General features: G+C 64.5%; 32 protein-coding genes and 1 pseudogene. 20 read left to right on the top strand and 13 right to left on the bottom strand.

Annotated features, from left to right (window positions below; genetic code table 11):
* Positions 1-251: 251 nt before the first annotated feature.
* Entirely contained in the window at positions 252-869 is a 618-nt protein-coding gene (locus tag OWC48_RS08395; RefSeq protein WP_282519598.1) for a L,D-transpeptidase, read from the top strand.
* Positions 870-936: 67 nt separating this feature from the next.
* Here OWC48_RS08395 and OWC48_RS08390 read toward each other — a convergent pair whose 3' ends face one another.
* Positions 937-1,368 (bottom strand): hypothetical protein, encoded by a 432-nt coding sequence (locus OWC48_RS08390; protein WP_282519534.1) that lies wholly within the window; start codon positions 1,366-1,368, stop codon positions 937-939.
* 121 nt (positions 1,369-1,489) lie between these two features.
* Complete coding sequence (locus OWC48_RS08385) at positions 1,490-1,954, bottom strand: MarR family transcriptional regulator (RefSeq protein ID WP_282519533.1); 465 nt, start codon at positions 1,952-1,954, stop codon at positions 1,490-1,492.
* 106 nt (positions 1,955-2,060) lie between these two features.
* Between OWC48_RS08385 and OWC48_RS08380 the strand changes: the two are divergent.
* The 3 genes and pseudogenes from OWC48_RS08380 (at position 2,061) to OWC48_RS08370 (ending at position 5,531) form a co-directional block, all read left to right on the top strand.
* Positions 2,061-3,906 (top strand): annotated as a pseudogene (locus OWC48_RS08380) (FAD-binding monooxygenase).
* Positions 3,907-4,062: 156 nt separating this feature from the next.
* The gene (locus tag OWC48_RS08375) at positions 4,063-5,082 is read left to right on the top strand and encodes an SH3 domain-containing protein (RefSeq protein WP_282519532.1); all 1,020 of its coding nucleotides are present in this window, start codon (positions 4,063-4,065) and stop codon (positions 5,080-5,082) included.
* A gap of 221 nt (positions 5,083-5,303) precedes the next feature.
* Positions 5,304-5,531 (top strand): hypothetical protein, encoded by a 228-nt coding sequence (locus tag OWC48_RS08370; RefSeq protein WP_224580733.1) that lies wholly within the window; start codon positions 5,304-5,306, stop codon positions 5,529-5,531.
* 15 nt (positions 5,532-5,546) lie between these two features.
* On the opposite strand, the gene OWC48_RS08365 is transcribed toward OWC48_RS08370, so the two are convergent.
* Positions 5,547-5,825: a DUF3551 domain-containing protein gene (locus OWC48_RS08365; protein ID WP_282519531.1), complete on the bottom strand. Its 279-nt coding sequence runs from the start codon at positions 5,823-5,825 to the stop codon at positions 5,547-5,549.
* Between the two features lie 111 nt (positions 5,826-5,936).
* Between OWC48_RS08365 and OWC48_RS08360 the strand changes: the two genes are divergently transcribed.
* Positions 5,937-6,143 carry a hypothetical protein gene (locus tag OWC48_RS08360; protein ID WP_167768232.1) on the top strand — a complete coding sequence of 69 codons (207 nt, stop codon included), beginning with the start codon at positions 5,937-5,939 and terminating at the stop codon, positions 6,141-6,143.
* 88 nt (positions 6,144-6,231) lie between these two features.
* Complete coding sequence (locus OWC48_RS08355; protein WP_282519530.1) at positions 6,232-6,606, top strand: hypothetical protein; 375 nt, start codon at positions 6,232-6,234, stop codon at positions 6,604-6,606.
* Between the two features lie 12 nt (positions 6,607-6,618).
* Here OWC48_RS08355 and OWC48_RS08350 read toward each other — a convergent pair whose 3' ends face one another.
* The 3 genes from OWC48_RS08350 to OWC48_RS08340 all read right to left on the bottom strand — a co-directional run bounded on the left by OWC48_RS08350 (position 6,619) and on the right by OWC48_RS08340 (position 8,420).
* A complete protein-coding gene (locus OWC48_RS08350) occupies positions 6,619-7,188 on the bottom strand; it encodes a TetR/AcrR family transcriptional regulator (RefSeq protein ID WP_282519529.1) in 570 nt (189 codons plus the stop codon).
* Positions 7,188-7,532 carry a multidrug efflux SMR transporter gene (locus OWC48_RS08345; RefSeq protein WP_282519528.1) on the bottom strand — a complete coding sequence of 115 codons (345 nt, stop codon included), beginning with the start codon at positions 7,530-7,532 and terminating at the stop codon, positions 7,188-7,190. Before OWC48_RS08345 ends, OWC48_RS08350 begins: the two co-directional genes overlap by 1 nt.
* A 222-nt stretch (positions 7,533-7,754) precedes the next feature.
* Positions 7,755-8,420: an O-methyltransferase gene (locus tag OWC48_RS08340; RefSeq protein WP_282519527.1), complete on the bottom strand. Its 666-nt coding sequence runs from the start codon at positions 8,418-8,420 to the stop codon at positions 7,755-7,757.
* A gap of 97 nt (positions 8,421-8,517) precedes the next feature.
* On the opposite strand from OWC48_RS08340, the gene OWC48_RS08335 reads away from it, so the two are divergent.
* The 3 genes from OWC48_RS08335 (at position 8,518) to pdxY (ending at position 10,863) form a co-directional block, all read left to right on the top strand.
* Positions 8,518-9,162, top strand: a complete 645-nt coding sequence (locus OWC48_RS08335) for a TetR family transcriptional regulator (RefSeq protein ID WP_282519526.1) — start codon at positions 8,518-8,520, stop codon at positions 9,160-9,162.
* Positions 9,163-9,258: 96 nt separating this feature from the next.
* The gene (locus tag OWC48_RS08330; protein WP_282519525.1) at positions 9,259-9,900 is read left to right on the top strand and encodes an FMN-binding negative transcriptional regulator; all 642 of its coding nucleotides are present in this window, start codon (positions 9,259-9,261) and stop codon (positions 9,898-9,900) included.
* A gap of 144 nt (positions 9,901-10,044) precedes the next feature.
* Positions 10,045-10,863, top strand: a complete 819-nt coding sequence (gene pdxY, locus OWC48_RS08325) for a pyridoxal kinase (RefSeq protein WP_282519524.1) — start codon at positions 10,045-10,047, stop codon at positions 10,861-10,863.
* A 6-nt stretch (positions 10,864-10,869) separates the two neighbouring features.
* Here pdxY and OWC48_RS08320 read toward each other — a convergent pair whose 3' ends face one another.
* Positions 10,870-12,192, bottom strand: coding sequence for a hypothetical protein (locus OWC48_RS08320; protein ID WP_282519523.1), 1,323 nt, complete (start codon positions 12,190-12,192; stop codon positions 10,870-10,872).
* A gap of 307 nt (positions 12,193-12,499) precedes the next feature.
* Here OWC48_RS08320 and OWC48_RS08315 point away from each other — a divergent pair, with 307 nt between their 5' ends.
* The 3 genes from OWC48_RS08315 (at position 12,500) to OWC48_RS08305 (ending at position 13,554) form a co-directional block, all read left to right on the top strand.
* A complete protein-coding gene (locus OWC48_RS08315) occupies positions 12,500-12,664 on the top strand; it encodes a Flp family type IVb pilin (protein WP_028169565.1) in 165 nt (54 codons plus the stop codon).
* 205 nt (positions 12,665-12,869) lie between these two features.
* A complete protein-coding gene (locus OWC48_RS08310) occupies positions 12,870-13,124 on the top strand; it encodes a hypothetical protein (RefSeq protein WP_282519522.1) in 255 nt (84 codons plus the stop codon).
* Between the two features lie 283 nt (positions 13,125-13,407).
* On the top strand, positions 13,408-13,554 hold the full coding sequence (locus OWC48_RS08305) for a hypothetical protein (RefSeq protein ID WP_167541704.1): 147 nt from the start codon (positions 13,408-13,410) through the stop codon (positions 13,552-13,554).
* A gap of 25 nt (positions 13,555-13,579) precedes the next feature.
* Here the strand turns inward: OWC48_RS08305 and OWC48_RS08300 are convergent, their stop codons facing one another.
* A complete protein-coding gene (locus OWC48_RS08300) occupies positions 13,580-14,161 on the bottom strand; it encodes a bifunctional transcriptional activator/DNA repair enzyme AdaA (protein WP_282519521.1) in 582 nt (193 codons plus the stop codon).
* A 122-nt stretch (positions 14,162-14,283) separates the two neighbouring features.
* On the opposite strand from OWC48_RS08300, the gene OWC48_RS08295 reads away from it, so the two are divergent.
* The 3 genes from OWC48_RS08295 (at position 14,284) to OWC48_RS08285 (ending at position 16,188) form a co-directional block, all read left to right on the top strand.
* A complete protein-coding gene (locus OWC48_RS08295; RefSeq protein ID WP_282519520.1) occupies positions 14,284-14,700 on the top strand; it encodes a nuclear transport factor 2 family protein in 417 nt (138 codons plus the stop codon).
* A gap of 91 nt (positions 14,701-14,791) precedes the next feature.
* A complete protein-coding gene (locus tag OWC48_RS08290; protein WP_282519519.1) occupies positions 14,792-15,712 on the top strand; it encodes a DMT family transporter in 921 nt (306 codons plus the stop codon).
* Between the two features lie 74 nt (positions 15,713-15,786).
* Positions 15,787-16,188: a VOC family protein gene (locus OWC48_RS08285; protein ID WP_282519518.1), complete on the top strand. Its 402-nt coding sequence runs from the start codon at positions 15,787-15,789 to the stop codon at positions 16,186-16,188.
* A gap of 20 nt (positions 16,189-16,208) precedes the next feature.
* Here OWC48_RS08285 and OWC48_RS08280 read toward each other — a convergent pair whose 3' ends face one another.
* Positions 16,209-16,559 carry a zinc ribbon domain-containing protein YjdM gene (locus OWC48_RS08280; RefSeq protein WP_282519517.1) on the bottom strand — a complete coding sequence of 117 codons (351 nt, stop codon included), beginning with the start codon at positions 16,557-16,559 and terminating at the stop codon, positions 16,209-16,211.
* Between the two features lie 209 nt (positions 16,560-16,768).
* Here OWC48_RS08280 and OWC48_RS08275 point away from each other — a divergent pair, with 209 nt between their 5' ends.
* The 4 genes from OWC48_RS08275 to OWC48_RS08260 all read left to right on the top strand — a co-directional run bounded on the left by OWC48_RS08275 (position 16,769) and on the right by OWC48_RS08260 (position 19,049).
* A complete protein-coding gene (locus OWC48_RS08275) occupies positions 16,769-17,302 on the top strand; it encodes a helix-turn-helix domain-containing protein (protein WP_282519516.1) in 534 nt (177 codons plus the stop codon).
* A gap of 254 nt (positions 17,303-17,556) precedes the next feature.
* Entirely contained in the window at positions 17,557-18,222 is a 666-nt protein-coding gene (locus OWC48_RS08270) for a cell envelope biogenesis protein TolA (protein ID WP_282519515.1), read from the top strand.
* A gap of 66 nt (positions 18,223-18,288) precedes the next feature.
* Complete coding sequence (locus tag OWC48_RS08265) at positions 18,289-18,570, top strand: hypothetical protein (RefSeq protein ID WP_071914421.1); 282 nt, start codon at positions 18,289-18,291, stop codon at positions 18,568-18,570.
* Between the two features lie 191 nt (positions 18,571-18,761).
* A complete protein-coding gene (locus OWC48_RS08260; protein ID WP_282519514.1) occupies positions 18,762-19,049 on the top strand; it encodes a hypothetical protein in 288 nt (95 codons plus the stop codon).
* Positions 19,050-19,281: 232 nt separating this feature from the next.
* On the opposite strand, the gene OWC48_RS08255 is transcribed toward OWC48_RS08260, so the two are convergent.
* Positions 19,282-20,079, bottom strand: a complete 798-nt coding sequence (locus tag OWC48_RS08255) for a transglycosylase SLT domain-containing protein (protein WP_282519513.1) — start codon at positions 20,077-20,079, stop codon at positions 19,282-19,284.
* A gap of 278 nt (positions 20,080-20,357) precedes the next feature.
* On the opposite strand from OWC48_RS08255, the gene OWC48_RS08250 reads away from it, so the two are divergent.
* Complete coding sequence (locus OWC48_RS08250) at positions 20,358-20,861, top strand: hypothetical protein (protein ID WP_282519512.1); 504 nt, start codon at positions 20,358-20,360, stop codon at positions 20,859-20,861.
* Between the two features lie 219 nt (positions 20,862-21,080).
* Here OWC48_RS08250 and OWC48_RS08245 read toward each other — a convergent pair whose 3' ends face one another.
* From OWC48_RS08245 to OWC48_RS08235, 3 genes are all read right to left on the bottom strand, one after another.
* Positions 21,081-22,136 carry a hypothetical protein gene (locus tag OWC48_RS08245; protein ID WP_282519597.1) on the bottom strand — a complete coding sequence of 352 codons (1,056 nt, stop codon included), beginning with the start codon at positions 22,134-22,136 and terminating at the stop codon, positions 21,081-21,083.
* A 281-nt stretch (positions 22,137-22,417) separates the two neighbouring features.
* A complete protein-coding gene (locus OWC48_RS08240; RefSeq protein WP_282519511.1) occupies positions 22,418-23,134 on the bottom strand; it encodes a phasin family protein in 717 nt (238 codons plus the stop codon).
* Between the two features lie 131 nt (positions 23,135-23,265).
* Entirely contained in the window at positions 23,266-23,439 is a 174-nt protein-coding gene (locus tag OWC48_RS08235) for a hypothetical protein (RefSeq protein WP_166096372.1), read from the bottom strand.
* Between the last annotated feature and the right edge of the window lie 222 nt (positions 23,440-23,661).

Genomic DNA, 23,661 nt, shown 5'->3' with positions numbered 1-23,661 from the left:
TCCGGTGAGTCAGCACGATGACCCACGAGTCCAGCCGGGTTTGACCAAAGCAAGGCGAGGGGATGGAGACTGTGCGACGCTTCTCCGCCGTTTGTGGTGATGGAACCATGCCGGTGGAACACGCGCACGTGTTCCGCACTGCCTTTTTTTCAGCACGATTTGGGCAGCATCTGGCGTCGCTGGGAGCGCAACTATCCGCTATCGGGGGGCCGGTGGTGCCAAAATCTTTAATCGTATTGTTCGTCATGGCCATGCTTCCGCTCGCCGGCTGCATGCAGACGACGCTTTCTCCATCGACGGATGCGAGCATGACGCCGCGCGACCGGCAGTTGCTTGCGCACACGCCCTACGCGCAGGCGAACGTGCCTGAGCAATATCTCCGTCATATCGTCGACTATCCGCGCAAGGAGCAGCCGGGCACGATCCTGGTCGATACCGATGCGCGCTACCTCTATTTCGTCCTGCCCGAAGGCAAGGCGATCCGCTATGGCGTCGCGGTCGGCGAGGAAGCCATGGCCTTCTCCGGCGTCGCGCGCGTCGGCCGTCTGGCGGAATGGCCCGACTGGGTCCCGACGGCGGACATCCAGGCGCGACTCGGACCATATCCGGCGCGGGTCGCCGGTGGCCCCGCCAATCCACTGGGCGCGCGGGGGATCTATCTCTATCTCGGCAACAAGGACACGCTCTACCGTATCCACGGCACCAACCAGCCGGAATATATCGGGCAGGCGATCTCGTCCGGCTGCATCCGGATGCGCAACGAGGACGTGATCGATCTGTTCGACCGGGTGAAGCTGAATGCGACGGTGGTGGTGCTGCCGCCCGGGCAGAACGCGCGGGTCGCCGCGGGGTCTAGCTGGCGCGGGTAAGCGCGGTGCGATCGGTGATTCCACTGCTCACGAGGCTTTCGTCGTGGGCAGGGCTGCCGGTCGAGACCTAGTTCTCAGGCCGGGCGACGCGCCATTGCAGCGTCGTGGCATTGCCGTTGGCGTCGCCTGGCGCCTTGTCGGCCGGCGAGGTGTAGAGCGGACGATAGCGGTATGCCCACATCTTGCTGCCGTCGTTGCGGCTGATCACAGTGAAGTCGCCGATGGCCTTGGCGTCGACCGTTGCGGGCAGCGGTACCCAGCTCTCGACGCACTTGCCGTTGCAGTTCGACGTCTTGCCCGTGGTGTCGCGCTCGTAAGTGTAGAGCGTCATGCCCTTGAGGTCGACGAGCGTGGGACCCTGCTTGGTCAGGACCACCTTCGCCGGTGCGCTCGTGGCCTCGGGCTTCGGCGGAGCAGGGTCGCCACCGCCATGGCCGTTGGCAAGCGCGGGACCGGCCGAGAGCGCAATGGCCGTCGCCGCAATGAGGAACCTGAACATCCGAAACTCCCGAGCGGCAAAGTTAATCGCGTGTTAAACGCCGAATGTTGCCGACCGTAGCAGCCGAAGGTTAGTTCCAGGTTTCGCGGCACTGCGACAATTACGGATGGAAATACGGGGTTTATGCCTGCACCTCGCGCAGCGGGGCACGGCTGAGCTCGTTGCCGGCGGCGATGGCCTTGCGCAGCAGCCGCATCAGCTCCTCGCCTTCCTTCGCGCTGAGACCGCGCAGCATGACGCGCTGGGCGGACTCCACCACCGGAGTGATCTTGCGTAGCGTGCGTCGGCCCTCGTCGGTGATTTCGAGCTCGCGGGCGCGGCGGTCGCGGTTGGAGGCGCGGCGCTCGGCAAGGCCTTTCTGGACGAGGCGGTCGATGACGCCGGTGATGGTGGTACGGTCGTAGGCGATCGATCCTGCGAGCGTCACCTGGTCGAGCCCCGGATTGGCCTTGATGGTCGCAAGTGCCGCGTATTGCACCGGTGTGAGGTCGAAGCCGGCTTCGCCGACCTCGGCCAGAAACACCGCCACCGCGATCTGCTGGAACCGGCGCGCCAGATGCCCGGGCATGTCGTTGTTGTCTTTCACCGAATTCTCCGTTTGGGGCAGGGACGGCTCGCGATCATTGACAAGTATACTGATAGTCAGCATACTGAGCAATATCCAAACAGAACGTTTGCCGGGAGAGGTGCTCATGCAATTCCATCTCAATGGATTTCAGCCGGGCGATCCTGAAATCGCCGATCCCGCCGACCGCATTCTGGCTTCGGGCGCAACCGGGGCCGTGCCTGACGAGGTCGACGTCCTCATCGTCGGCTGCGGCCCTGCGGGCCTGACGCTCGCGGCCCAGCTTGCGCAATTCGGCGACATCAAGACCTGCATCGTCGAGCAGAAGCCGGGCCGTTTGCTGGTCGGGCAGGCCGACGGCATCGCCTGCCGCACCATGGAGATGTTCCACGCCTATGGCTTCAGCGCGCGCGTGCTGAAGGAGGCCTATTGGGTCAACGAGACGACGTTCTGGAAGCCGGACGAACGGACGCCGGAGAAGATCTTGCGCAGCGGCCGGGTGCAGGACGTCGAGGACGGGCTGTCGGAGTTTCCGCACGTCATCCTCAACCAGGCGCGCATCCATGATGGCTTTCTCGACATCATGCGCCGAGCGCCGGCCAAGCTCGAACCGCATTACAACCGGCGCCTGCTCGACCTCGAGGTCGATCCGGCCGCGGGCCCCGCCGACCATGCCGTGACGATGCGACTCGAACGCGGCGATGGCGCACACGAGGCCAAGATCGAGACCATCAAGGCGCGCTATGTCGTCGGCTGCGACGGCGCGCGCAGCACGGTGCGCAAGTCGATCGGCCGCGAGCTGCATGGCGATTCCGCCAACCAAGGACGGCAGCCTGCTGATCATTCCGCGCGAGGGCGGCTACATGGTCCGCCTCTATGTCGAGCTCGCAAAACTCGATGTCGGCGAGCGCGTCGCCAATCGCAACATCACCGCCGATGACGTGATTGCGAAAGCGCAGCGGATCCTGAAGCCGCACACGCTGGATGTGAAGGAGATCGCGTGGTGGTCGGTCTACGAGATCGGCCAGCGCCTGACCGACAAGTTCGACGACGTTCCGGAGCCCGAGATCGCCTCCCGCCTGCCACGCATCTTCATCGCCGGCGATGCCTGCCATACCCACAGCCCGAAGGCGGGGCAGGGCATGAACGTCTCGATGCAGGACGCTTTCAATCTTGGCTGGAAGCTTGCCGCCGTCCTCCGGGGGCAGTGTGCACCGAGCCTCCTGCATTCCTATTCGGCCGAGCGCCAGGCGGTTGCGAAAGAGCTGATCGATTTCGATCGTGAGTGGGCGGGCATTCTCGCCTCCGCCGCCAAGGCTGGCGGCGCCGATGCGGCCAAGACGCAGGACTATTTTGTCAGGCACGGCCGTTACACCGCGGGCACGGCGACGCATTACAGGCCGTCACTCCTCACCGGCGCAACGACTCACCAGCATCTCGCCGAAGGACTCGTTATAGGCACGCGCTTCCATTCCGCGCCGGTCATTCGGCTTGGCGACGCCAAGCCGGTCCAGCTCGGCCACGCATCGCAGGCCGATGGCCGCTTCCGAATCTACGCGTTCTCTCCCGCCGAGAATCCCGCAGCGTCGAGCTCGGCCATCCGTGCCTTGTGCAATTTCCTCGCTGAGTCCCGGGAATCTCCGATCCGGCGATATACGCCCAAAAGCACCGATATCGACAGCGTGATCGATCTGCGCGCGGTGTTTCAGCAGGATCATCGCGAACTCGCGATCGAGGCGATGCCGCCGATGTTGCTCCCGAGCAAAGGCCGTTACGGCTTGTACGATTACGAGAAGATGTTCTGTCCGGACCTCAAGAGCGGCCAAGACGTGTTCGCGATGCGCGGCATTGATCGGAAGGCCGGTTGCATGGTCGTGGTGCGGCCAGACCAATATGTTGCGGCCGTGCTGCCGCTCGACGAGTTTGCTGCGCTTGCGTCGTACTTCGATGGCTTCATGCTCCAAGCGAATTGACGGACTAAAACACCCTCGGCGCCCCGCGCCGATGAATGGCGAATGAATATTGAACCGCGCGCGGCGTCCGTCTCAAATCTTTCGACGGATGTGACGACTGCACGCGGAACGGTCATTGCGCCAGCGCGTTCCGACTCGAACGAGGAGGAATTCGCCATGAGACTCAGAACCGCTTTAGTTGCAGCATTGTTGCTTGCCCCGACGGCCGCGCTGGCCGCGCCGGGAGTCGTCACGGTATCGACCGGCTTGCGCGCCGGGCCGGGGCCGGGCTTTCCATTGGTCGACCGCGTTCCCGAGGGCGCCCGCGTCAACATCCATGGCTGCCTGCGCGGCAATGCCTGGTGCGACGTGAGCTTCTCCGACGATCGCGGTTGGGTGTCGTCGCAATATCTCGAATATCTCTACCGCAATCACTACGTCTATCTGCCTGACTACGCCGACCAGATCGATGTGCCGATCGTTCCGTTCGTGCTGACCTCGTACTGGTCGAACTATTACGAGGGGCGTCCCTTTTATCGACGCCACGCCTACTGGAATAATTACTGGACCTCGCATCAGAACGTTGCGGCGCGGATGACGATCGATCCGCGTGCGGCCCGCATCGGCCGTGCGGCGACGCATGACGCCGCAATTGCGCTGGGACGCGAGGGTGTGCGCGGCAAGGGCGACAGGGGCGCCGCCGTGATCTCCGGGCGTGACGCTGGGGCCGCACGGCATGACGCCGCGATGACCAAGCGTGACGCCGCGATCGCGAAACGCGACGCTGTGATCGCGAAGCGCGACGCTGTGGTCACGGCCGACCGGACCCACGCCGGACGGAGCGAGCGCATCGCGCATGAACGCGCCAATGTGCAAACCCGCAATCCGCGTGATGCACAGGCGCGCATGATGCACGAGCAGACACAAAGCCGCGCGGCGCGTGCACAGCCGATGGCCCGCGCGCACGACGCGCCGCGTGTCTCGGCCGCGCCTGTCGCACGTCCTGCAGCGCCGCACATGGCTCAGCCGAATGTGAGCCACGGTTCGCCGATGAATGCGCGTGCGCAGATGCCGGCGCCGCGCGCGGCAGCACCTGCGATGCCGCACGGCGGCGGTGGCGCTCCGCATATGAATGCCGCTCCGCGCGGCGGCGGCGCGCCGGCTGGCGGGCCTGGTGGCGGTCACCAGAAACACTGACATCGCCAAGAAGGCCCGGCCTTCGTGCCGGGCTTTCTGTTGGCGCGCCCTCGGGTTCCCGGCCCGTCTAATTTAAGAAAGTTCTTCGCGGGCAGATTTCATCGATCGTAATATGTGTACTCAAAGCTGTAAGCATCCACTCGGGGCAGCGGGGCAACGGGAGGATGATGATGAGACAGAGCCAGGCGGAGACGCGCCGCCAAAATGTCGCGAAGCGGTCGATGACCAAGGAGGCCAAACAACTGTCCAGCCTGATCGCCGGGCTGCGCAAATCCCTCGACGGGATTCACAAGGAGCGGACGAGCACGAAGCTCACCGGTGCCGAGATGGGCATGCTCGACGAGCGCCGCAACAATCTGCTGCTGACCATCGCAGCATTGGACGACCGCCTCTCGGCGGTGCAGGGGCTGATTGATCTCGGCCGTCCCCATATCATCCGCGTCCACTAAGCGGATCGCGATCCCCTAACGGTTCCGTCGCGGCGGCGATGGACTCGGGCCCGGTGCCCGGCTCCGCAGGGCATAAGGGTTGGCGTAGCACTGGGCGGACTGCCCGGAAGCAGTCGCGGCGCACTGCGCGATCGACGTGAAACTGCAATCGATGCTGCTGCCGTCGATGGTGTAAATTTCGATGCAGACGGGATAGCGCGGATCGTAGGTCTGCGCCCGCGCAGGTGCGATGGTAAGCAGCGCCACGCCAGGCAAGCCCGCGACAAGCAGAATCGCATTTTTGATGCGGCGCACGATCAATCTCCCTCGCTCAGTTGGAACCAAGGCACAATGCTGCCGTCGATGGCACCAAATTGCCACGCTCCCGGCGAATTGCCGCCAAAGCCCGCTGCCACGAGGGAGCGGGTGCAGGACGACGCAAGGGGATGCGCATTGGCCTATAAGATGGTCGCAGAACGCGACAATGAGAAGTGCAGTTTTGCCCGCGAGAGCCGGTTGCTCATCGTGGCGAAGGCAAAAGTGTGGGCGAGCGAGGGATGGAAGGTCGTCATCACCGACCCGGACGGCAAGGCCTATACTCCGCCCGAATTCGATCAGCTATTGGCGGCGTGACCGCGCGACGGAGCCGATTCTTCTTTTGACGCGTTTTCTTTACGCGAACCGGAATCCACTTCGCTCGAAAACGCTCTGGGGGACGACATTGATTTCGCTGTTTCGACCGGGGCGCGATGTGATCGCGCCCTTGCTGACTCTCGCCGCCGCGGCGCTGACGGTGACGGTCGCGTCCGCGCAAAATCTCGATGCCGGCAAGGCGCCCGCAAAGCTTTTCGCGGACGGCTGTGCGACCTGCCATCGCAGCCCGCGGGGGTTGGCGAAAGGGCGCTTCAGCCTGACGCTCACCTGGTTCCTGAAGGACCATTACGCGACCAGTGCCGACTCCGCCAAGACACTCGCCGCGTACCTGGAGTCCGTCGACGGACCGCCGCCGCGCGCGGCGGGCAAGTCCGGAGCAACGTCCGGTGCAAAGCCGGCCAAATCCGCGCCGCGTCCGCCCAAGGCAGTACAGAGCCAATAGCTGTCGTTCCGGCTATCCGCGCCGATAGGTCTGTGCGATCAGGCGGTCGTGCACGGCACGCAAGTCCGCGCCCATGCGCGTCTGTCCCGTCGTGATGTAGGACAGCCAGGCGCCGTCGGCGGCCAGGCGCACGACGTGGAGTTCGGGCGCTGCGTCATTGGTGCGATGGCGCTTCAGGCGCGCCTTCATCCAGTCGTTCCAGAGCCGGCGCAGGGACGGATCTGTGACGACGACCATGCTCAGCGTCGCCCAGGGCGTCGCAAAGCCGAAGGCCTTGCCGGTGAAGACCGCATTGACATAGGCCCGCGTAAAGCTGCCGCGCGGCTTCGGGTCTGCTTCGATCGCGGCGTCGATCTCGGCATCGACACGGGCAAGGAGATCGGCGAACAGGCCCTCGATCAGCGCCTGCTTGCTGCCGAAATGATGGAACAGCCCGCCCTTAGTGACGCCGGCCGCCGCTGCCACCGCCTGCACCGTGATCCCCGATACGCCGTGATCCATGGCGATCGCCGCGGCATGGTCGAGCAGGGCGCGCCGGACCTGCTCGGGTTGCTTGGCGCGGGTGTAGGCGCTGGCCGGCATCAATGCGCCGTCGTCTGCGAGAACAGGTTGATGACTACGACCCCTGACACGATCAGTCCGATGCCGACGAAGGCTGCGGCGTCCAGCATCTGGCGGAACAGCACGAAGGAGACGGTGGCGGTCAGGATGATGCCGACGCCGCCCCAGATCGCATAGGCGATGCTGAGCGGAATGACCCGGATCGCGACCGACAGCGCGTAGAAGGAGGCGACGTAGAACAGCACCATGGCCAGCGTCGGCCATGGCCGCGTGAACTGCGCGGACTGCTGCAGGAAGGCGGACGCGGTCACCTCGAAGACGATGGCGAGGGCAAGCGCGGAGTAGGCATTGAAGGCGGCGGTCATGGCGAGCTCAGATGTGGCGCGCGAAAGATACCGCGCGGTAGGTATGTTTAGCACGCGGAACATGGCTTTTGGCGGGTGGGATTATCACGTGTGAGTGACGAGCCTGCGACAGGGCGGAGCCTGTCGGCGGCGGCTTGCCGGAGTTTTAGCTGTTTCGCCGAGAAGACGAAGCCGCCGCGCGACAGATCGCACGACGGCTCAGAGTGTCGATTTTATGCAGCGTTAGCTGATCCGCACGGAAAGCTCGACGTCGTCGGCGAAGGGCGTGGACATGTAGCCGCTTGCGGGCCTGCGTACGCGCGCGAGATAGTCGGGGCTGTCGTCGGCGTTGTCGGCGACGATGATCGCGCCCGGCTTGAGATGGCCTTCGACCAGATCGAGGATCTCCGGGTAGAGAGCCTTGGCGCCGTCGAGCAGCACGAGGTCGATCGTGTCGGGCAGATCGGCGCTGAGCGTCTTCAGCGCATCGCCCTCGCGGATTTCGACGAGATCGATCAGTCCGCCGGCCGAGAGGTTGTCCCGCGCCCGCGCCGCCTTGGACGGCTCGAACTCACTGGTGATGAGGCGGCCGCCGCCATTGTCGCGCAAGCCTGCGGCAAGGTGCAGGGTCGAGATGCCGAACGAGGTCCCGAATTCGACGATCACCTTGGCGCGCGAACTGCGCGCCAGCATGTAGAGCAGGTGACCGGTCTCGCGAGAGACCGCGAGCGGTGCGTCCTTCAGGCGTGAATAGAGATCGCGGTAGTCGGTCTTGCTTCGCATCAACCGTGCGCGGTCGGCGTCGGTCAGGTGGGCGAAGGCGGCTCGCGTTGCGCCGCGTGCTGCTTCGTCCTCGTCGAACAGGCGATCCAGCAACGGCGCAAGCGAGGTGATAGTAGGGGTACTCATTTGGTGTCTCCAGAGTTCGCGGCAATACGCGTGCTTGCGTGTGAATTGAAATACGACTAATTCGTCGCATTTCCTATTCGCATACCCCGAGCGCACCATGGCCGATCGTCGAAGCCGTTCAGTTTCCTCACGAAAACAGCCGCAACAGGCCCGCTCCAACGAGCTGGTCGCGGCTATTCTGGACGCCGCTGTTCAGGTCTTGGCGAAGGAGGGTGCGCAGCGATTCACCACCGCGCGGGTGGCGGAGAGGGCCGGGGTGAGCGTCGGATCGCTGTACCAATATTTTCCGAACAAGGCGGCGATCCTGTTCCGTCTCCAGAGCGATGAGTGGCGGAGCACAAGCGAGCTCCTGCGCGGCATTTTGGCGGACCCGACGAAGCCGCCGCCGGCGCGGCTGCGCGCGCTGGTCCACCCCTTCATTCGCTCTGAATGCGAGGAGGCCGCGATCCGTAGCGCGCTCAGCGATGCCGCGCCGCTCTATCGTGATGCGCCCGAGGCACAGGAGGCGCGAGCAGCCGGCGAGGGCATCGTCGCGATCTTCATGCGCGAGGCGCTGCCAGAGGCCCCCGAGGCGTCGCGCGAACTCGCCGGGGAGCTGATCAAGACGACATTGAGCGAGATCGGCAAGCGGTTCTCGGAGACGTCCCGCAGCGAGGCGGAGATCGTGCGCCATGCCGATGGGCTGGCCGACATGTTCTGTGCCTATCTCGAAGAGCTTGCACGACGCGGAGATCATTCCTGACATCTGCGTTTGCGGGCCGATTATTCTTCAGATTTTGCCAGGTCATGGGTTAGCCTTCGCTCGCCGTCCCCTATTCGAGCCATCGAGCGCCGCGCCATGCATCTGCTTCGCCCCCAGTTTCGCATCGAGGAGCAGCGTGCGTTGGAATTTGCCGGGCAACGCGGCTTCGGCATGATCGTCGCGGCGGACGAGCACGGTCCGCGCGCCTCGCACGTGCCGTTCGTGCTGGACCAGCGCGACGGGCAGGTGTTCGTGCAGATCCATTTCACCGCCAAGAATCCGCTGGTTGCCCTTGCGGACGGCACGCGGCGCTTCCTGCTGATCGTTGCCGGCGACGACGCCTACGTCTCCAACGACTGGTATTTTTCGCGCGACAATGTCTCGACCTGGCTCTACGAGGCCGTGCACCTGTCGGGCGTGGCGCATCTGCGCGAACTGGACGAGAACCGCGGGCATGGCGATGCGCTGCTTGCGGTGTCCGAGGCGCGGTTGCCGAAGCAGCCCTGGGACCTCGCGCAGATGGAGCCAAGCAAGCGCGAGAGCATGCTGGCTGCGATCCGGGTCGTCGATCTCGTGGTCGACACGGTCGAGGGACAGGCCAAGCTCAATCAGCACAAGAGCGATGCGGACCATGTCGCGGTCGCTGACCGGCTGGCGCGGTCGGAGGAGACGGGGCACCGGCGGCTGGCGCGGAAGATGCAGGCGCTGCGGCCGGGGCTGGGGTATGAGATGCTCTAAACTTGCAGCCCGGATGGAGCGCAGCGTAATCCGGGATTCATGCCGCGATCTGAGAACCCCGGATTAGGCTTCGCTCCATCCGGGCTACGCGAGCCGTTCCTGCTACGCTTGCTTCGCTCAGCATTTGACCCTACGGACCTCTGCATGCTCGTCATCTCCATTCAAAGCCAGGTGGTCCACGGCCATGTCGGCAACAGCGCGGCCGCCTATGCCATGCAGGCGGAGGGTGTGAACGTCGCGGCGGTGCCGACGACACTGCTGTCGAACCATCCGCGTTATCCGACGTTGCGCGGGCGGGTGCTCGAGACCGAGCTCGTCGCCGATCTCCTGAAAGGTGTCGAGGAGCGCGACCTTGTCGACGAGGCCGCGGTGCTGGTCACCGGTTATCTCGGCTCCCCCGGCAATGCGGAGGTGATCGCCGATTTCGTCGAGCGGGCGCTGACGCGGAATTCGAAACTCGTCTATCTCTGCGATCCCGTAATCGGCGATGACGGCCGTGTCTATGTCGCCGACGGCATTCTGGACGTGGTGCAGCACCGGCTGCTGCCGGCCGCCAACCTGACCACGCCTAACCAGTTCGAGCTCGAGCTGCTGTCGGGCGTCACGATCGCGGACACGCAGAGCCTGCGCGCGGCATGCACTGCATTGGCGGGGCAACGTCGCATCGACGTCGTCGCTACCGGCTGCACGCTCGCTGACACGGCAGAAGGGCAGGTGGAGACGGTCCTGTGCGCCGACGGCCAGCTGTCGCGCTTTGCGACGCCGCGGTTGCCGATCCGCCCCTCAGGCACCGGCGATCTGCTCACCGGCCTGATTGCGGCGCATCTGGCCAAGGGCAAGGCGATGCAGGCGGCGGTGCGGCTTGCGGTCGAAACCATCTTTGCGGTGCTGGTGCGCACGCAAGACGCAGGCACCGCCGAGATGCGCCTCGTACCGCTGCCGATCCCCGGGCGGAAGCCGTAACAGGGGTCAGGTCGCGCGCTTGCCGGCCGATTGCGCCGACTTCTGCGGCTTGGCCAAACTCTTCTGCTCGCGCGCGGCGTGTGTCTTTCGCAGCTTTGCGTGGGCCGCGGCCCGCGTCACCTTCTTGGACTTCACGTTGGCCGCTTCCTTGCGGTCTCCCGTGCCACGCTTCGAGAGGTATTCCTGGCCGTCGACCGGGCCGACATGCGGCGGATCGCGGCCGAGATAGGGCCGGCCGATGCCGAACGCCTTGCCGTTGGCGTCAACCCACTTCCACAGGATTTCGGTCGAGACCCAGCGCTGCGCGCGGTTGTTGCCCTGGGTGCTGACGATGTCGGCCGCCATGCCATGGCCGTAGCCACCGCGGGTGCTGCCGCCATGATAGGAGCGGTCGGAGGCGGCCTTCAGGCCGCTCGCGATCGACTGGCGGTAGTCGTCGCGAAACGCGCTGGTGATTCCCGGCGACAGGCCGGCGGCCTCGGCTGCGAGCATCATGCGAAACAGCTTTCGCTTGAAGCTCTTGTCCATGCCGCCGATGACGTAATCCATCATCGGCATGCTGGCGCGCTCGGCCGCCTTCGGATCCTTCCAGCCAAAATCCTGATCGACCAGCTTTGTGAAGCTGCGCATCACCGTGATCATCTTGCCCCTGCGCTTGATGGTGACGGGGCGGCGGTCCTCGACCTTGATCGAATCCTCCTTCGCGGTGCGCTGATAGAGCGTCCACAGATAGCGGTCGATGCAGGCGTCCATGACAAAGCACTCATCGAGCACGGCGACGGTGTCGGCCGGCGGCGACGGCTTGCTCGCGGCAGGCTCTGGGCCGGTCGCGATCGCCGCGGGCGACAGCGCATCTGTCGGCACAATCTCGGTGGGATCGGCGGATGCGAGCTTGACCACGGGCTCCGGCGCCGGTGCGGCTTCTGCCGGTGCAGCCTCGCTGAGGACGGGCGCGGGTTCAGGTGAAATCTGTAGCGCCGGCGGTGCCTCCGCCGGCAAGATCAGCGCCGGATCGGCCGAGGCGAGCTTGATGACGGCGGCGGGCATCTCGGCTGTTGCGGCCTCGGGGGCCGGATCCGGATTCGGTGTCGCAGCGACTGTGGCCGCGATATCGGCGGTCAGGGCGATGCCATCCTCGATGGCCGCAGCATGCGGGACGTCGGCGAGCTCGAGCCGGCCAAGATCTTTCGCGCGCGACGCGGCGGCAGCATTGGCGCTGCTTTTCTCGATGAGGGCTGGAGCGGAGGCGGACAGGGAGAGCACCAGCCAGCCGGCGAGAACGGCCGAGGGGCACGAGACCGCCACCAGAAGAGACCGCCGATCATTCATGATCCCTGCCTCCAAACGGTTCTGTTCGAACCAATCTTGCATAGTCAGGCACGCGACGCGTCAATTGTTCGGAGGATGGTGTGGCGGCGCAATGGCGCAAATGGGCGAAACGGGGCTTTTCGGGCGGGTGTTGCCGAGGTGCAACGCGAGTTCCCTGCGGTTTCAGGGGCGGCAAGTGGCTGAAAAGCAGCAGCCATTCATTGTCATCAAATTGAAGGGATTGAATTTACTCAATCTTGGATTGCGGCTTGGTATCTCTTCCGCGCCGGCAACGTGCGGTAGAGTTGGAAGGATGCGAGTTGTGAAATTGAAATGCCTGTTGACCGAATTTGCCGCCGATGAATCCGGCGCCACCGCGATCGAATACGGCCTGATTGCAGCCGGTATCGCGCTGGCGATCATCGAGATCATCTATGCGCTCGGCACCAATCTCGTCGCAAAGCTGCAATCGCTGGCAACGGCGTTGAAATAGGCTGCGGGGACACGGGCAGCGCTTGGCGGCTGACCGCGGCTCACAAAAGTGTCATGTCGCGTCCGGCGGGGCTTCGACCAAGCGCTTGTGCGCATTAAACATATTGCCATGCAGTGGGCACGTTGTTGCGATGCAACAGTGCATGTCGCAATGCAGCAAATTGCACTTAAATGTGCTCCGAACCTTCCACTCAGGAGCATCACCAATGAACAAGAAGACTCTGTCGATCGCCGCCGCCATCCTGACGATCGCGGGCAGCACCGCGGCTTTCGCCGCCGAACTGCCGACCTATGAGGCCAACGGTTTTCCGGTCTCCCCCCTGCAGGTGCGCGTGCTTGGTGCCGCGCATGTCGTGCAGCAGGCAACCGTGCCGACCACGGTCGCCTCGGTCCACCAGGCCCGCGTGCTGACGCCGCGCAAGGTCAAGACCGCGGACGTCACGACGGGCACGGCCCGCTGATCTCAATCGTCTGAAGACAACACGAAGCAGTCGTCTCCTCCCGAGCCTGCACGGACCGCGCTCTCTTTCGGGAGTGCGGTCTTTTTTTGAGAGGTGAGACGTGATCTGGCGCAGCCGTGCGCGGGTTGAGAAAGTTGCGGCAAGAAAAATCGCCGTCGCGCGCCGGTTGTGTACGGCCGTTCAAGACGAGTGTGATCTCTTTAATAGTTGCTTTGCAGATCGCGGCGCTTGATGCGGGCGCCGCTTATTGGCGGCCAAAAATCGTTTTCATAATGGAGCCGTCATGCCCGTTGCGCAGAAAGCCGTTATTGCCACCACTTCGCCGCGCGCGTTTATTCTCAGGCATCTCGCATTGTTCGCAGCCGCCGCGCTGTTCGTGTTCGTGCTGAGCCTGACCTATGGGCTCGATCTCAGCCCCGGATTTTTCTGAGCGAACTTGCGCAGCTCGATTCGAGCTACGCACGCTTCGATGAGCGCAGGCTGGACGGCGATCTTCCGTAGAGCTCGGCGAACGCGGCGTTGAATCTCCGCAGGCTGCCGAAGCCGGCGTGAAACGCGATGTCGGTCATGGTGTGTTCGCCGGCATCGAGCAGGCGTTTTGCGCGCTGGACGCGCAGCGTCTTGGCAAGCTGCTGCGGCGTCGCGCCGACATGGCGCTCGAACAAGCGCGCCAGGTGACGCGAGGAAATGCCGAGCCGCATCGCGAGCGTCACCACCGAATCGTCATCGAGCGCGCCCTCGTTGATCAGCTTCACCGCGCGCGCGACCGTCGAACGCGTGCCGTTCCAGGCCGGGCAGAACGGCGCGGTTTCGGGGCGGCAGCGCAGGCAGGGCCGGAAGCCGGAGGCTTCGGCCGCGGCCGCCGTCGGGTAATAGACGACGTTGCGCGTCAGCGGCTGCTTGGCCGGACAGACCGGGCGGCAATAGATGCCCGTGGTCTTCACCGCGGTGAAGAAGCGGCCGTCATAGCGGGGATCCCTGCGCAGGCGCGCGGCGTTGCAATCGTCAAAACTCAGCATGGCCGGATGATAACGCATGCCCGCGCGGGCGGAAGGGCCGCGGGATGACCGAGTCCGATTGTGGCGAGCCGCGACGCGCATGCCGGCCTAGAAGGCGGCCCTCAATGCAAGCCCCCTCAATGCCAGTTCAGGAGCGCACCGTGACCAACCCGAAAGACATCGTCCTCAACGCCTGGAAGACCTTTTCGTCGCGCGATGCCGGCCGCATCGCCGCACTGTTCACCGACGATGCCGAATGGATCGCGCCGAAGGGCAACGCCACCGCCGTCGCGCTCGATCACACCGATCACATGGTGGGCGCGCGAGCGATCGCGCGTTTCATCGCGCAGGAGATGCACAGGATGTTTTCCGAGGTCGATATCGCCTTCCGCGGCGTCTACGCCGACGGCGATGTCGTGATCGTGGAGGAGCGGATGCGTGCCACGCTCCCTGGCGGCAAGCCCTACGAGAACGACTATTGCTTCGTGTTCACGGTGGCCGGGGACCGCATTCGCGAAGTGCGGGAATACATGGACACGCGCAAGGGATGGCGGATGGTGTTCGGCGAGGAGGCATGATGATTGGGTGCGCGCCATCCGGGCTACGCCGCGTGCCAGACCTGCAACGGCGTGGGTTGAGGCGGTCCACGCGCTGACATAAGGCTTGCCGATGGATCAGCGAACGAGCGGCGCTGACGCTCTCATTCAGAAGAACGATGCGGCGCCGGCGTTGCTCGGCGTCGTCTGCGGCCTGTCGGCTGCGCTGTTCTGGGCACTGGGTTTTGTCGGCACGCGGCACGGCCTCAAGGTCGGTTTCACCCCGGTCGACCTGCTCGTGCATCGCTATGTCTGGTCGGGCGTCGCGTTCCTGCCGCTGGTTGCGCGCGCCGGAATCGGTGATCTCTGCGGCATCGGCTGGGGCAGGGGCCTTGTGCTGATGGTGCTCGGCGGTCCCGTGATGTCGCTGATCTCCTACACAGGATTTCAGCTCGTGCCGCTCGGCCATGGCAGCGTGATCCAGCCCTCCTGCGCGACGCTCGGCGGCCTCCTGCTCGCCGCGGTCGTGCTGAAGGAGCACATCTCCGCCTCGCGCCTTGCCGGCGCCTTGGTCATCGTCGGCGGGCTCTGCGTGATCGGCGCGGAATCGATCGGGCATATCGGAGCCGACGGCGTGCTCGGCGATCTGATCTTCGTGCTCACCGGATTCATGTTCGCCGGTTTTGGCGCGCTGCTGCGGCACTGGCGCGTCTCCGCCGTATCGGCCGCGCTCGTCATCAACGTGCTGTCGCTGCTGCTGTTGCCGATCTATCTCGCCACCGTCGGTCTCGCCCATGTCGCGGCGATCGGCGTGACCGAGAATGCCATTCAGGCGCTGGCGCAGGGCGTGCTCGCCGGCCCCGCCGCGCTTTATCTGTTCGCCGTCTCGGTCCAGCGCCTCGGCGTCGCCCGCGCCGCCGTGTTCCCGGCCTGCGTGCCGGCACTGACGCTCCTGGTCGGCTGGCTGCTGCTCGGCGAGCCGCCGACGATGATGCAGGCGGCGGGTCTGGTCACGGTGCTGTGCGGGTTCTATCTGGCCCAGCGGCAGCGGTGATCGCGTAGCGCGACCGAAAGGTGCGGCAACATCCCGGATTATGCTCCCGCTCCATCCAGGCTACGCTGCCCGTCATGACCATCCTGCTCAACATCGACGTTCCCGACGCAGCGCAAGCGACCACCTTCTACACCGCCGCCTTCGGCCTGACGGTCGGCCGCCGCTTCGGCACCGACTTCGTCGAGCTGCTGGGCTGGCCTGCGCCGCTGTGTCTTCTGACCAAGCAGGCCGGCACGCCGGGCGCCGGTAGCGACCGCCGCCGCTATGAGCGGCACTGGACGCCGCTGCATATCGATGTCGTCGTCGACGACGTCGATGCCGCAGTCGCGCGTGCACTTGCCGCCGGTGCGACCCTCGAGGCGCCTGCGTGCGATGCGCCCTATGGCCGGATCGCCATGCTGGCCGATCCGTTCGGCCACGGCTTTTGCCTGCTGGCATTCAGCACGAAAGGGTATGACGCGCTGCTGGAGGAATAGCTCGAGCGGACGCGGGCGGCTCAGGCCTTCTTCACGAACTCCGATTTCAAATTCATCGCGCCGATGCCGTCGATCTTGCAGGCGATATTGTGGCCGTCGGTGGCGTCCTGGAGGCGGATGTTCCTGACCTTGGTGCCGCCCTTGACGACCGACGACGCCCCCTTGACCTTGAGGTCCTTCATCACGATGACGCTGTCGCCATCGGTGAGCGCATTGCCATGCGCATCGCGCACGCCGGCCTCCTGCGGAGCCTGCGCGGCCGCATCGCCCGCAGCGCGCCATTCATGGGCGCATTCGGGACAGACCCAGAGATCGCGATCCTGATAGGCGTGCTCGGACTGGCAGTTCGGGCATTTCATCGGTTCGGTCATCGCTTGCCTCGTCGCCCGTCACGGGCGCGCCGCACGCATTCCGCCGGAAAAGATGGATTGGGAGCAAATCCTTTACCATGGCGTCCGGTCCCGGTTGAAGCGCTGGAACCTTAGGAGTTCGAGAAAAATTCCGCGGTATCCATGTCCTGATCATACGGATGCGTCGGATACGCCGTTCGACGCTGCCGCAAGCTTACGGAGTCCAGATCATGAGCGAGCATCGCGCCGCCGTCAGACATCACACGTTGCGAACCGGGATTGTCGAGTTCGACAACGGCACCGGCAGCATCGTCAGCGTGCCCTGCACGATTCGCGATGTCTCCGGCACCGGCGCTCGCCTGCAACTCAACTCGTCGTTATGGGTCGCCGAGCAGTTCACGCTGGTCTTCAGCAGCGGACTGCGCAAGGACTGCCGCGTCGCCTGGCGCAAGGGGAGACTGATCGGCAGCGCGTTCGCCGAGGGTTATGCGAGCCCGGACGAGCAGGCCGTCATGATGACCGCGGACGAGCAGTCCCGGCACCGGCTCGGGATCGGTGCGCGCGTCAGAGCGGCGCGTGAGACCCGCGGCTACACCGAAGCTCAGCTGGCCGAGCGCATCGGCGTCACGCCCGACTTCCTGGCGCTGGCCGAGAACGGCGAGGCCGACATTCCGCTCTACCAGCTGATGCACATCGCCGATTTGCTGATGGTCGGTCTCGACGGGCTCGTGGCAGGTCCGGCGCCTGAAGACGTCGACGCGTAGGGGGCACACCTCGCGGAATCGTCCGCCCGGCAAAAATGTCGAAAACAACCCCATGCACCGTAGAAAACACGCATGACTTCAGGGGGCTGCGAGACCGAATATTGTGTCGATCCGTCGGCAATCTGGGTCGTCGCTTATCCCGGATCGATTTCGGCGATCCCGAATAAAATTTGACTCGTCGGGCAAAACAGGGGCACTATGGCATGGTGGCGCCGGTGCGACGGAGAGGTGCGTCGCCGGGGCCGCGGGGCGACATGCCAAAAAACCTGAAGAGAAAACTGAAGACCTACCAGACCTCGCTCGGCTTCTACGACCAGGCTGTCGCCGCACCCTCGATGAAGGCGGCGCTGGAGGCCTGGGGCGCCAGCTCCAATCTCTTCCATCAGGGCGCCGCGAAGGAGACCGACGACCCCGACATCGTCGCCGCGACCATGGCGAGCCCGGGCGTCGTGCTCAGGCGTCCGGTCGGCTCCGATGGCCCGTTCAGCGAGAGCGCCGAGCTGCCGACCGATCTCGTCGACGGTGAGGCCAAGCCAAAATCCAAACCCAAATCCGAGTCCAGATCCGAGTCGAAGCAGCGTCCGGCCAAGGGCGCAACAACACAGTCACGCAAGATTGACGGTCAAGACGCGCGCAAAGCCGCCGCGGCGTTCGAGAAGGAAGAGCGGCGGCGAGACGCCGAGCGTCGCAAGGAAGAGGCCGCCCGCGCCAAGGAGCGCGCCAAGCAGCGAGTGCGCCGAGACAAGGCGGTTGCCACGGCCCAGGCGGCGCTGGACGCAGCGAGGCGGGAGTACGACGCGAAGGCGGAGGCGATCGAAGCCGAGCGGGCCGCGCTCGACGAACGCGCCGAGGCCGAGCAGGGCCGGTGGGACAAGCAAAGGAAAAAGCTCGAGGAGGCTCTGCGCCGCGCGCGCACGTAGCGCGAGCGAATTTAGCTTGCCTTGCCTTGCGTCCTTTTGCACTCTTCCAGGGAAGGAGACCAACGCATGAAGATCATCACCGCCGCGTGTGCGCTCGGAACGGCCCTGGTGCTGTGCAACCTCGGGATATCAGGCGCTGAAGCGCGGACGCGGAAGGCGCAGGTGGTTCGCGAGCCACAGCAGAGGCTTATCGTCACGGCGCCCGTGCTCAGGCCGACGCCGTGGGATTACTACATTGTTCCACGATATCGTTATCGCCCTGAGGACGACCGGGTCGATCCGAACGGTCCGCCCTATGTGTCGTCATGGGTCCGCTATGAGGGATGGCGGTGGCCGTACTGGTGGTGAAGGCCGTGGACGGACGCGGAACGGAATAGCGTAGAGCGACTTGTCCGCCGTAGCTCGAAGCGCGAAGGCGGAAGCGAAACCGATCGATAGCTGTCGCGGCCCGATGGGTTTCGCAAGCACTCCTCCCATCCTGCGCGCTGCTCCTCGAGGCATCCCCGAGACGTGCTATGCTCCCGGGGGGAGGAATCGGCATGAAGGTCCTTACCACGATACTCGCCTTGCTTTTTTCAAGCCCGGCCGCCGCCCAGGAGTGCCAGACGTGCTCCATGGCCGACGCCTGCATGAAGGAGTACCTCAAGGCGACGTCGGAGGCGCAAAGGGCCACGAAGCAGGCAATCCGGGACTGGAAGCAGAATCTGGACCGAAAGGCCTCCGCCGAATTGTCCAGCAGGGGCATACTCGCATTGCAGGACGCGATGGAGGCGCAGGTTCGTTCCGAGCTGGAGCGGCTGAAGGAGTGCCTGGCGAAGATCAGGTAGGGCGCAAGCGCACGGCGGAAAGCGCGCTCCTACAAGGATGGCTCAAGGACAATGGCTACCGGTTTATGGCGCTCGACATCAACATTCTCGCAGTCCATCAAAGCGATGAATGTTGGAAGGATATCAACGCGCCTCAAAGTGCCGGCCAGCCCGCTGAAGCACGCGCCCTCGCGACTATGAATGTCCAGGCTGGTGCAAGGGACGGGCTGACTGCTCGGAACCATCTCCCGAGCTAATTGCCGTCATCCGCCGATAGCCGCAGGAACTGCCGCTTCATCGCGTTGACTCTGGAGATGTAAGCCGCAACCGAGTGATCGCCGCAGCGCTCGTCGGCGATCATCTGAAATTTGCGGCGCGCATAGGCTGTGGCGGGACCGGCGCCGCAGAGATGGATGAAGGCGGCCAGATCCTGCTTCTGCTGCGCGCTTGCCTTCACATCGCCCGCGCGGGCGAGAACATCAGCCACGTTGCGGTCGAGATACACCGAGGCCAGCTCGATGGCGTGGCTCGGGATCGCGCGGGTGTAGAGGCCCGTGAACCCGCAGCCGGTCTCCGTGACCGCGTTGCCGCGGACACAGAACCGTGCGGCGTCGGCATAAGCCGGATCGGTCATCTGGTAGAGGCCGACGGCGCTGGAGGCGGGCCGGTAGATCGCGAGCGGATTGAGGCTCAATCGCCAGCGCCAGTAGGTGCGCGCCACCGGATTGCCCGAGCTCTCGACCTGCGCCAGCGCGGCCAGCAATTCGGGCGTGATCGTCGCGGTGGAAAAGCTTCGGAACAGCGGCCCGTATTGCCGCCAGTTCTCGGCCGGCTCCTTGTCCAGCGCATTGCCGACGAAGACGAACAGCTCGGTCGGCTTGCGGACCAATTGATAGACGATGTTCAGAAGCGCTGCGGCCGCAAGCAGGATCGCCACGCTGCCCGCGATCCGGACCGCCCGCGGTGCGCGCGCGAACCTCTTTCGTGCCCACCGCGCGCCTCGCCGGACGCCGCGAAGGCGGGGGAGGAGGCTCTTGCTTTTCCTAGGCATGGGTCTGGTGGGAGCGCGTGGATGAGTTGAGGCCTTGCGAAATACATCATCTAGCGAAGTTGATGGGGGGATTCCTGCGAAATCTATCACCTTCGCGAACCGCAACCAGGAGAGGTTGAGCGCTGATGACATCCATCATCGTTGCGTGCTACGGCGGCAACTGCGCAAAAATGGCAAAGTTGCGACTGTCAACGACATATCTGATTGGTAAGGCCGCTTATCCACGTAATACACTCGGTCCCGTTTAGGGTTCGGGGTGCGTATTGGGAGGGTCAATCATGGCAAGTGTTGAACAATTGCGCAGACGTGAAGGAGTAAACCTGGTCCAGCTCGAGGCCGACATTGCATCGGTGCGCACGGGAAGCTCGATTGCTTCCATTGCGCTGCCCGATTACGTCGAGCACACCGAGGGGGTCACGCGGGTGGGCGCGCTCAGTGCAGAGGCGGTCATTCGTGACTATGAGTCCGCTGCAAAAGAGATCGAGGCCATGGGCGCCGAGCTGATCGATGCCGCGCGAAAATGCGAGGCGCTGACAGTCCAGGTCCATGATGCGATTGCCTTCATGCGCGAGACGGCAGCGGGGTATCGCGACGAGGGGCGGAAGATCTTCAAGCGCATCGAGGAATGCGCGCTCTTCACGGAAGACGTCCGCAAGACGTGCGAGGAGGTCAAGCGCAGGATGAAGGACGTCTCGGTCGGCGAGTCCTGCAACGAGGAGCTTGCGACGGAAGAGCCCGAACCGACCGAGATCGCGAAAGTGTCGGTGTACGAGGTACGGTGAGGCGGGCGTAGAGCGTCGTTCGCAGGATGGGGTGAGCGCTCGCGCCCCCATCCTGCGGGCTGGGCTTCAAAGCCAATCGCGCACGGACGGGAAACAAGCCCGTTTGCCGGAGTCCCAGACGTCATCTGAACCGCCGCAAGGCGGACGCGGACGCGACGTGGCCGGACATGCCGAGGCCCGTCGTGACCTCGCACAGATGTGGCCGAGAACGCTGACGGCTCACCAATCCGGATCGCCGTATCCGTAGGGGTCGCCCATATAGGGCGGGGGCATCCAGGGTCCTCGTGGCGGAGGCCTGGGCCGCCGAGGTGCGGCCGCTTGCACGTGCGGCCGTGCGGGCGCCGCCGTCTCGTTGCTCGTCACGCTCCGCACGGCGGGTTTCGCGGGTGCGGGCGCGGATGACGTCGTCGGTTGCGTTTGCAGCGCCTGGACCTGTGCGGCGAGGCGCGCATTGTCCGCCGCATCCTTCTCCTGCGCCGCCTTGAGCCGTTGAATGGTGTCGGCCTGCTCGCGCAGCGCCTGCTCGTTGCGGCTTTTCAGTTGCTCGAGCTTTCCGTTGATGCTCGCAAGCTCGCTCGTGATGGTCTTGAGCGATTGCGCGAGATCGGACGATGACTGGTCAGGCGCCGTGGCGCCCGTTCTTGGCGCGTCAGGTCTTGCAGCGTCAGGTTTTGGAGCGCTTTCCGTTTCCTTGCCGAGCGGCGGTGCGGGCAACGAACCAGGCTCATCCGCAGCAGCCAGTTGCACGGCCGGCGGCTGCGCCGGACTTTCGACCGCGGACGCTCGCCGGGGTTCGCTCACGGCCTGCGGAGCCCATCGCGCCATGATCGATTTGGCCTCATCGCGATATTGCGAAGCAAAGGCGGCACCGAGAAGGCCGATCGCCAGCACGAGGCCAACCAAGGCACGCAGCATGGTCCGATCTCCCTTCAGGCCTTGATTGCGACCCCTGCTATCCGGTGACGGCGCTGCGTCCCTGGGAGTCTCGGCTGCCTTCGCACCGGCGCTGGCTTGCGGGGCCCGCGGGCCTTCGCTGCCGCGTTCCATTCCGGAAACCAGCCGGTCCAGCCGCGCAAGGTCCTGCTCTGCGCTCTTGATCTGGTCATAGGCCCGCGCCAGCCCGCCATCGGCGCGCACCTCGTCCGGCTTGGCGGCATCAGGCTTGTGGGCCTCAGGCTTGTGGGCCTCAGGCTTGTAGGCCTCAGGCTTGGGGTCGTCAGGCTTGGGTTCGTCAGCCTTGGGGTCGTTCGCTTCAGGCACCGATGCGCGCTCCATCCAGTCGGGCGTCAATGGGAGTGCGGCAGTCCGATCGTCGGAAGGATAGGCCTCACCGTTGTCCAACACAACGCGCGTGCGAAGGAGAAATTATGGCGGGGGTGGGGGCGGGCGGATCGAGGCCCGACACCGAACTGGAGTTCGTAGCCCGGATGGAGCGAAGCGCAATCCGGATGTTGCCACCAGGTACACCGGTCCCGGATTTCGCTACGCTCCATCCGGGCTACGCTCGCTGGCTCATGCGTCTTCCGGCCCCGCGGCGTCGGAATACGCAGCTGTCGTTAGTGACGTGTCGCGCGGATTTCGAGCGTCGTCTGGGTGAGCTTGGCCACGAACCCCTCAAAATGCATGACCCTTTGTCTGGTCAACTGTCCATGCAACTCGGTGATTTTCCGGGATTCGGCGATCAACGATCCGCACACTTGTTTCGCGTACTCCATCTGAAGCTCAAAGGCCTCGACGGGTGAGCGCGCCGTCGCGAGCTTTCCCAGGAAGGTCCAGGCGTGCTCAAGCGACGTCCTCGTGTAGTCGCTATAGGCATCGGCAATCGCCTGCGTGCTGGCCTGGGCGGGTTCCACCGGTGCGACGGGCGCGCTTGCAGCGATCTCCATCCCGGAAGCCTCGCCAGGCAAGGCCGCAGCCGAGGGGGCCTGCGCACTGATCTCTCGGCTCGTCTCTTGTCTTATCTCTTGCTCGGTCTCTTGGCTGTGCTGTTGCCTGGTCTCTTGCTTGTTCTCTTGCTTAGTCTCTTGCTTAGTCTCTTGGCTGATCTCCGCCGAGGCATCCGGCAATTGATGGGCCGCAGTTGCGTGTTGCTCGCCGGCCCCGGTCCGTTGCCCGGGCTTTTTCTTCGCGCCGCGCCGGCCGGATTTTCCCCTTGGCTTATTTTCGATCGTACCCAACATTGCAAATGGCTCCCGAATATCGCTGAAGCCGCAAGCCTCCGTCGTGTTTGCGCTGAAATCGCGATTGTGGGTTGTCGCTTGCGTGGCGGCCATGTGGTGAGATTTTGCCGGGCACCGGCAAGGCCATCCTGCCCGGTCTTGACCGTCCTGCGCGCGAGACCATGCTCGCCCCATCCGCGTCATCGATCTCGTGGTTGGCGAGATCGATCCTCGCGCATTCGTCGTCATCCGAACAGGGCGACATAGACCACGTAAAGCCAGCCCAAGATCCCGTGGATGATCGCCCACAGGATCGAATGATTGTTGGTGTAGGAGATTGCGATGGCGAGTGCGGACCCAAAACCCACGCCGTATTTGGCGCCCTCGACCCGAACCCCGTAGTAGCGATTGCCGTTCATGGCGGTCCTTCCTGCGGGCCACGCCTGCTCATCATGCCTTATAAATGTCTTCCGGTAGTTGTGAAATGGCACACAGACGGCAGCCCTGAGGTCTGCTTCAGTGGCTCCGACACCAGACCCTCGTGCGCCGCTCGGCGATGCGCACCGTGTGGGTCGGCATTTGGCAATTTCGGGATGATCGCTATGGACGTTTTCAATCGCACGGCCATGCTTTGCAGCTCT

The sequence above is a fragment of the Bradyrhizobium sp. Arg816 genome, from assembly GCF_029989365.1.
Taxonomy (GTDB): Bacteria; Pseudomonadota; Alphaproteobacteria; order Rhizobiales; family Xanthobacteraceae; genus Bradyrhizobium.
The sequence above is the reverse complement of the archived record's forward strand: the minus strand, read 5'-3'. Positions and strand labels throughout refer to the sequence as shown.

Excerpts from the sequence above, each read along its gene's own strand:
- OWC48_RS08240 (WP_282519511.1), bottom strand. The coding sequence starts at position 23,134 with ATGGCCGCCACGCAAGCGACAACCCACAATCGCGATTTCAGCGCAAAC.
- OWC48_RS08335 (WP_282519526.1), top strand. The coding sequence starts at position 8,518 with ATGGCCGATCGTCGAAGCCGTTCAGTTTCCTCACGAAAACAGCCGCAA.
- OWC48_RS08255 (WP_282519513.1), bottom strand. The coding sequence starts at position 20,079 with ATGCCTAGGAAAAGCAAGAGCCTCCTCCCCCGCCTTCGCGGCGTCCGG.
- OWC48_RS08245 (WP_282519597.1), bottom strand. The coding sequence starts at position 22,136 with ATGGAGCGCGCATCGGTGCCTGAAGCGAACGACCCCAAGGCTGACGAA.
- OWC48_RS08250 (WP_282519512.1), top strand. The coding sequence starts at position 20,358 with ATGGCAAGTGTTGAACAATTGCGCAGACGTGAAGGAGTAAACCTGGTC.
- OWC48_RS08285 (WP_282519518.1), top strand. The coding sequence starts at position 15,787 with ATGACCATCCTGCTCAACATCGACGTTCCCGACGCAGCGCAAGCGACC.
- OWC48_RS08270 (WP_282519515.1), top strand. The coding sequence starts at position 17,557 with ATGCCAAAAAACCTGAAGAGAAAACTGAAGACCTACCAGACCTCGCTC.
- OWC48_RS08395 (WP_282519598.1), top strand. The coding sequence starts at position 252 with ATGCTTCCGCTCGCCGGCTGCATGCAGACGACGCTTTCTCCATCGACG.
- OWC48_RS08300 (WP_282519521.1), bottom strand. The coding sequence starts at position 14,161 with ATGCGTTATCATCCGGCCATGCTGAGTTTTGACGATTGCAACGCCGCG.
- OWC48_RS08370 (WP_224580733.1), top strand. The coding sequence starts at position 5,304 with ATGACCAAGGAGGCCAAACAACTGTCCAGCCTGATCGCCGGGCTGCGC.
- OWC48_RS08345 (WP_282519528.1), bottom strand. The coding sequence starts at position 7,532 with ATGACCGCCGCCTTCAATGCCTACTCCGCGCTTGCCCTCGCCATCGTC.
- OWC48_RS08280 (WP_282519517.1), bottom strand. The coding sequence starts at position 16,559 with ATGACCGAACCGATGAAATGCCCGAACTGCCAGTCCGAGCACGCCTAT.
- OWC48_RS08350 (WP_282519529.1), bottom strand. The coding sequence starts at position 7,188 with ATGCCGGCCAGCGCCTACACCCGCGCCAAGCAACCCGAGCAGGTCCGG.
- pdxY (WP_282519524.1), top strand. The coding sequence starts at position 10,045 with ATGCTCGTCATCTCCATTCAAAGCCAGGTGGTCCACGGCCATGTCGGC.
- OWC48_RS08235 (WP_166096372.1), bottom strand. The coding sequence starts at position 23,439 with ATGAACGGCAATCGCTACTACGGGGTTCGGGTCGAGGGCGCCAAATAC.
- OWC48_RS08390 (WP_282519534.1), bottom strand. The coding sequence starts at position 1,368 with ATGTTCAGGTTCCTCATTGCGGCGACGGCCATTGCGCTCTCGGCCGGT.
- OWC48_RS08375 (WP_282519532.1), top strand. The coding sequence starts at position 4,063 with ATGAGACTCAGAACCGCTTTAGTTGCAGCATTGTTGCTTGCCCCGACG.
- OWC48_RS08275 (WP_282519516.1), top strand. The coding sequence starts at position 16,769 with ATGAGCGAGCATCGCGCCGCCGTCAGACATCACACGTTGCGAACCGGG.
- OWC48_RS08320 (WP_282519523.1), bottom strand. The coding sequence starts at position 12,192 with ATGAATGATCGGCGGTCTCTTCTGGTGGCGGTCTCGTGCCCCTCGGCC.
- OWC48_RS08340 (WP_282519527.1), bottom strand. The coding sequence starts at position 8,420 with ATGAGTACCCCTACTATCACCTCGCTTGCGCCGTTGCTGGATCGCCTG.
- OWC48_RS08310 (WP_282519522.1), top strand. The coding sequence starts at position 12,870 with ATGAACAAGAAGACTCTGTCGATCGCCGCCGCCATCCTGACGATCGCG.
- OWC48_RS08305 (WP_167541704.1), top strand. The coding sequence starts at position 13,408 with ATGCCCGTTGCGCAGAAAGCCGTTATTGCCACCACTTCGCCGCGCGCG.
- OWC48_RS08330 (WP_282519525.1), top strand. The coding sequence starts at position 9,259 with ATGCATCTGCTTCGCCCCCAGTTTCGCATCGAGGAGCAGCGTGCGTTG.
- OWC48_RS08265 (WP_071914421.1), top strand. The coding sequence starts at position 18,289 with ATGAAGATCATCACCGCCGCGTGTGCGCTCGGAACGGCCCTGGTGCTG.
- OWC48_RS08260 (WP_282519514.1), top strand. The coding sequence starts at position 18,762 with ATGAAGGTCCTTACCACGATACTCGCCTTGCTTTTTTCAAGCCCGGCC.
- OWC48_RS08290 (WP_282519519.1), top strand. The coding sequence starts at position 14,792 with ATGGATCAGCGAACGAGCGGCGCTGACGCTCTCATTCAGAAGAACGAT.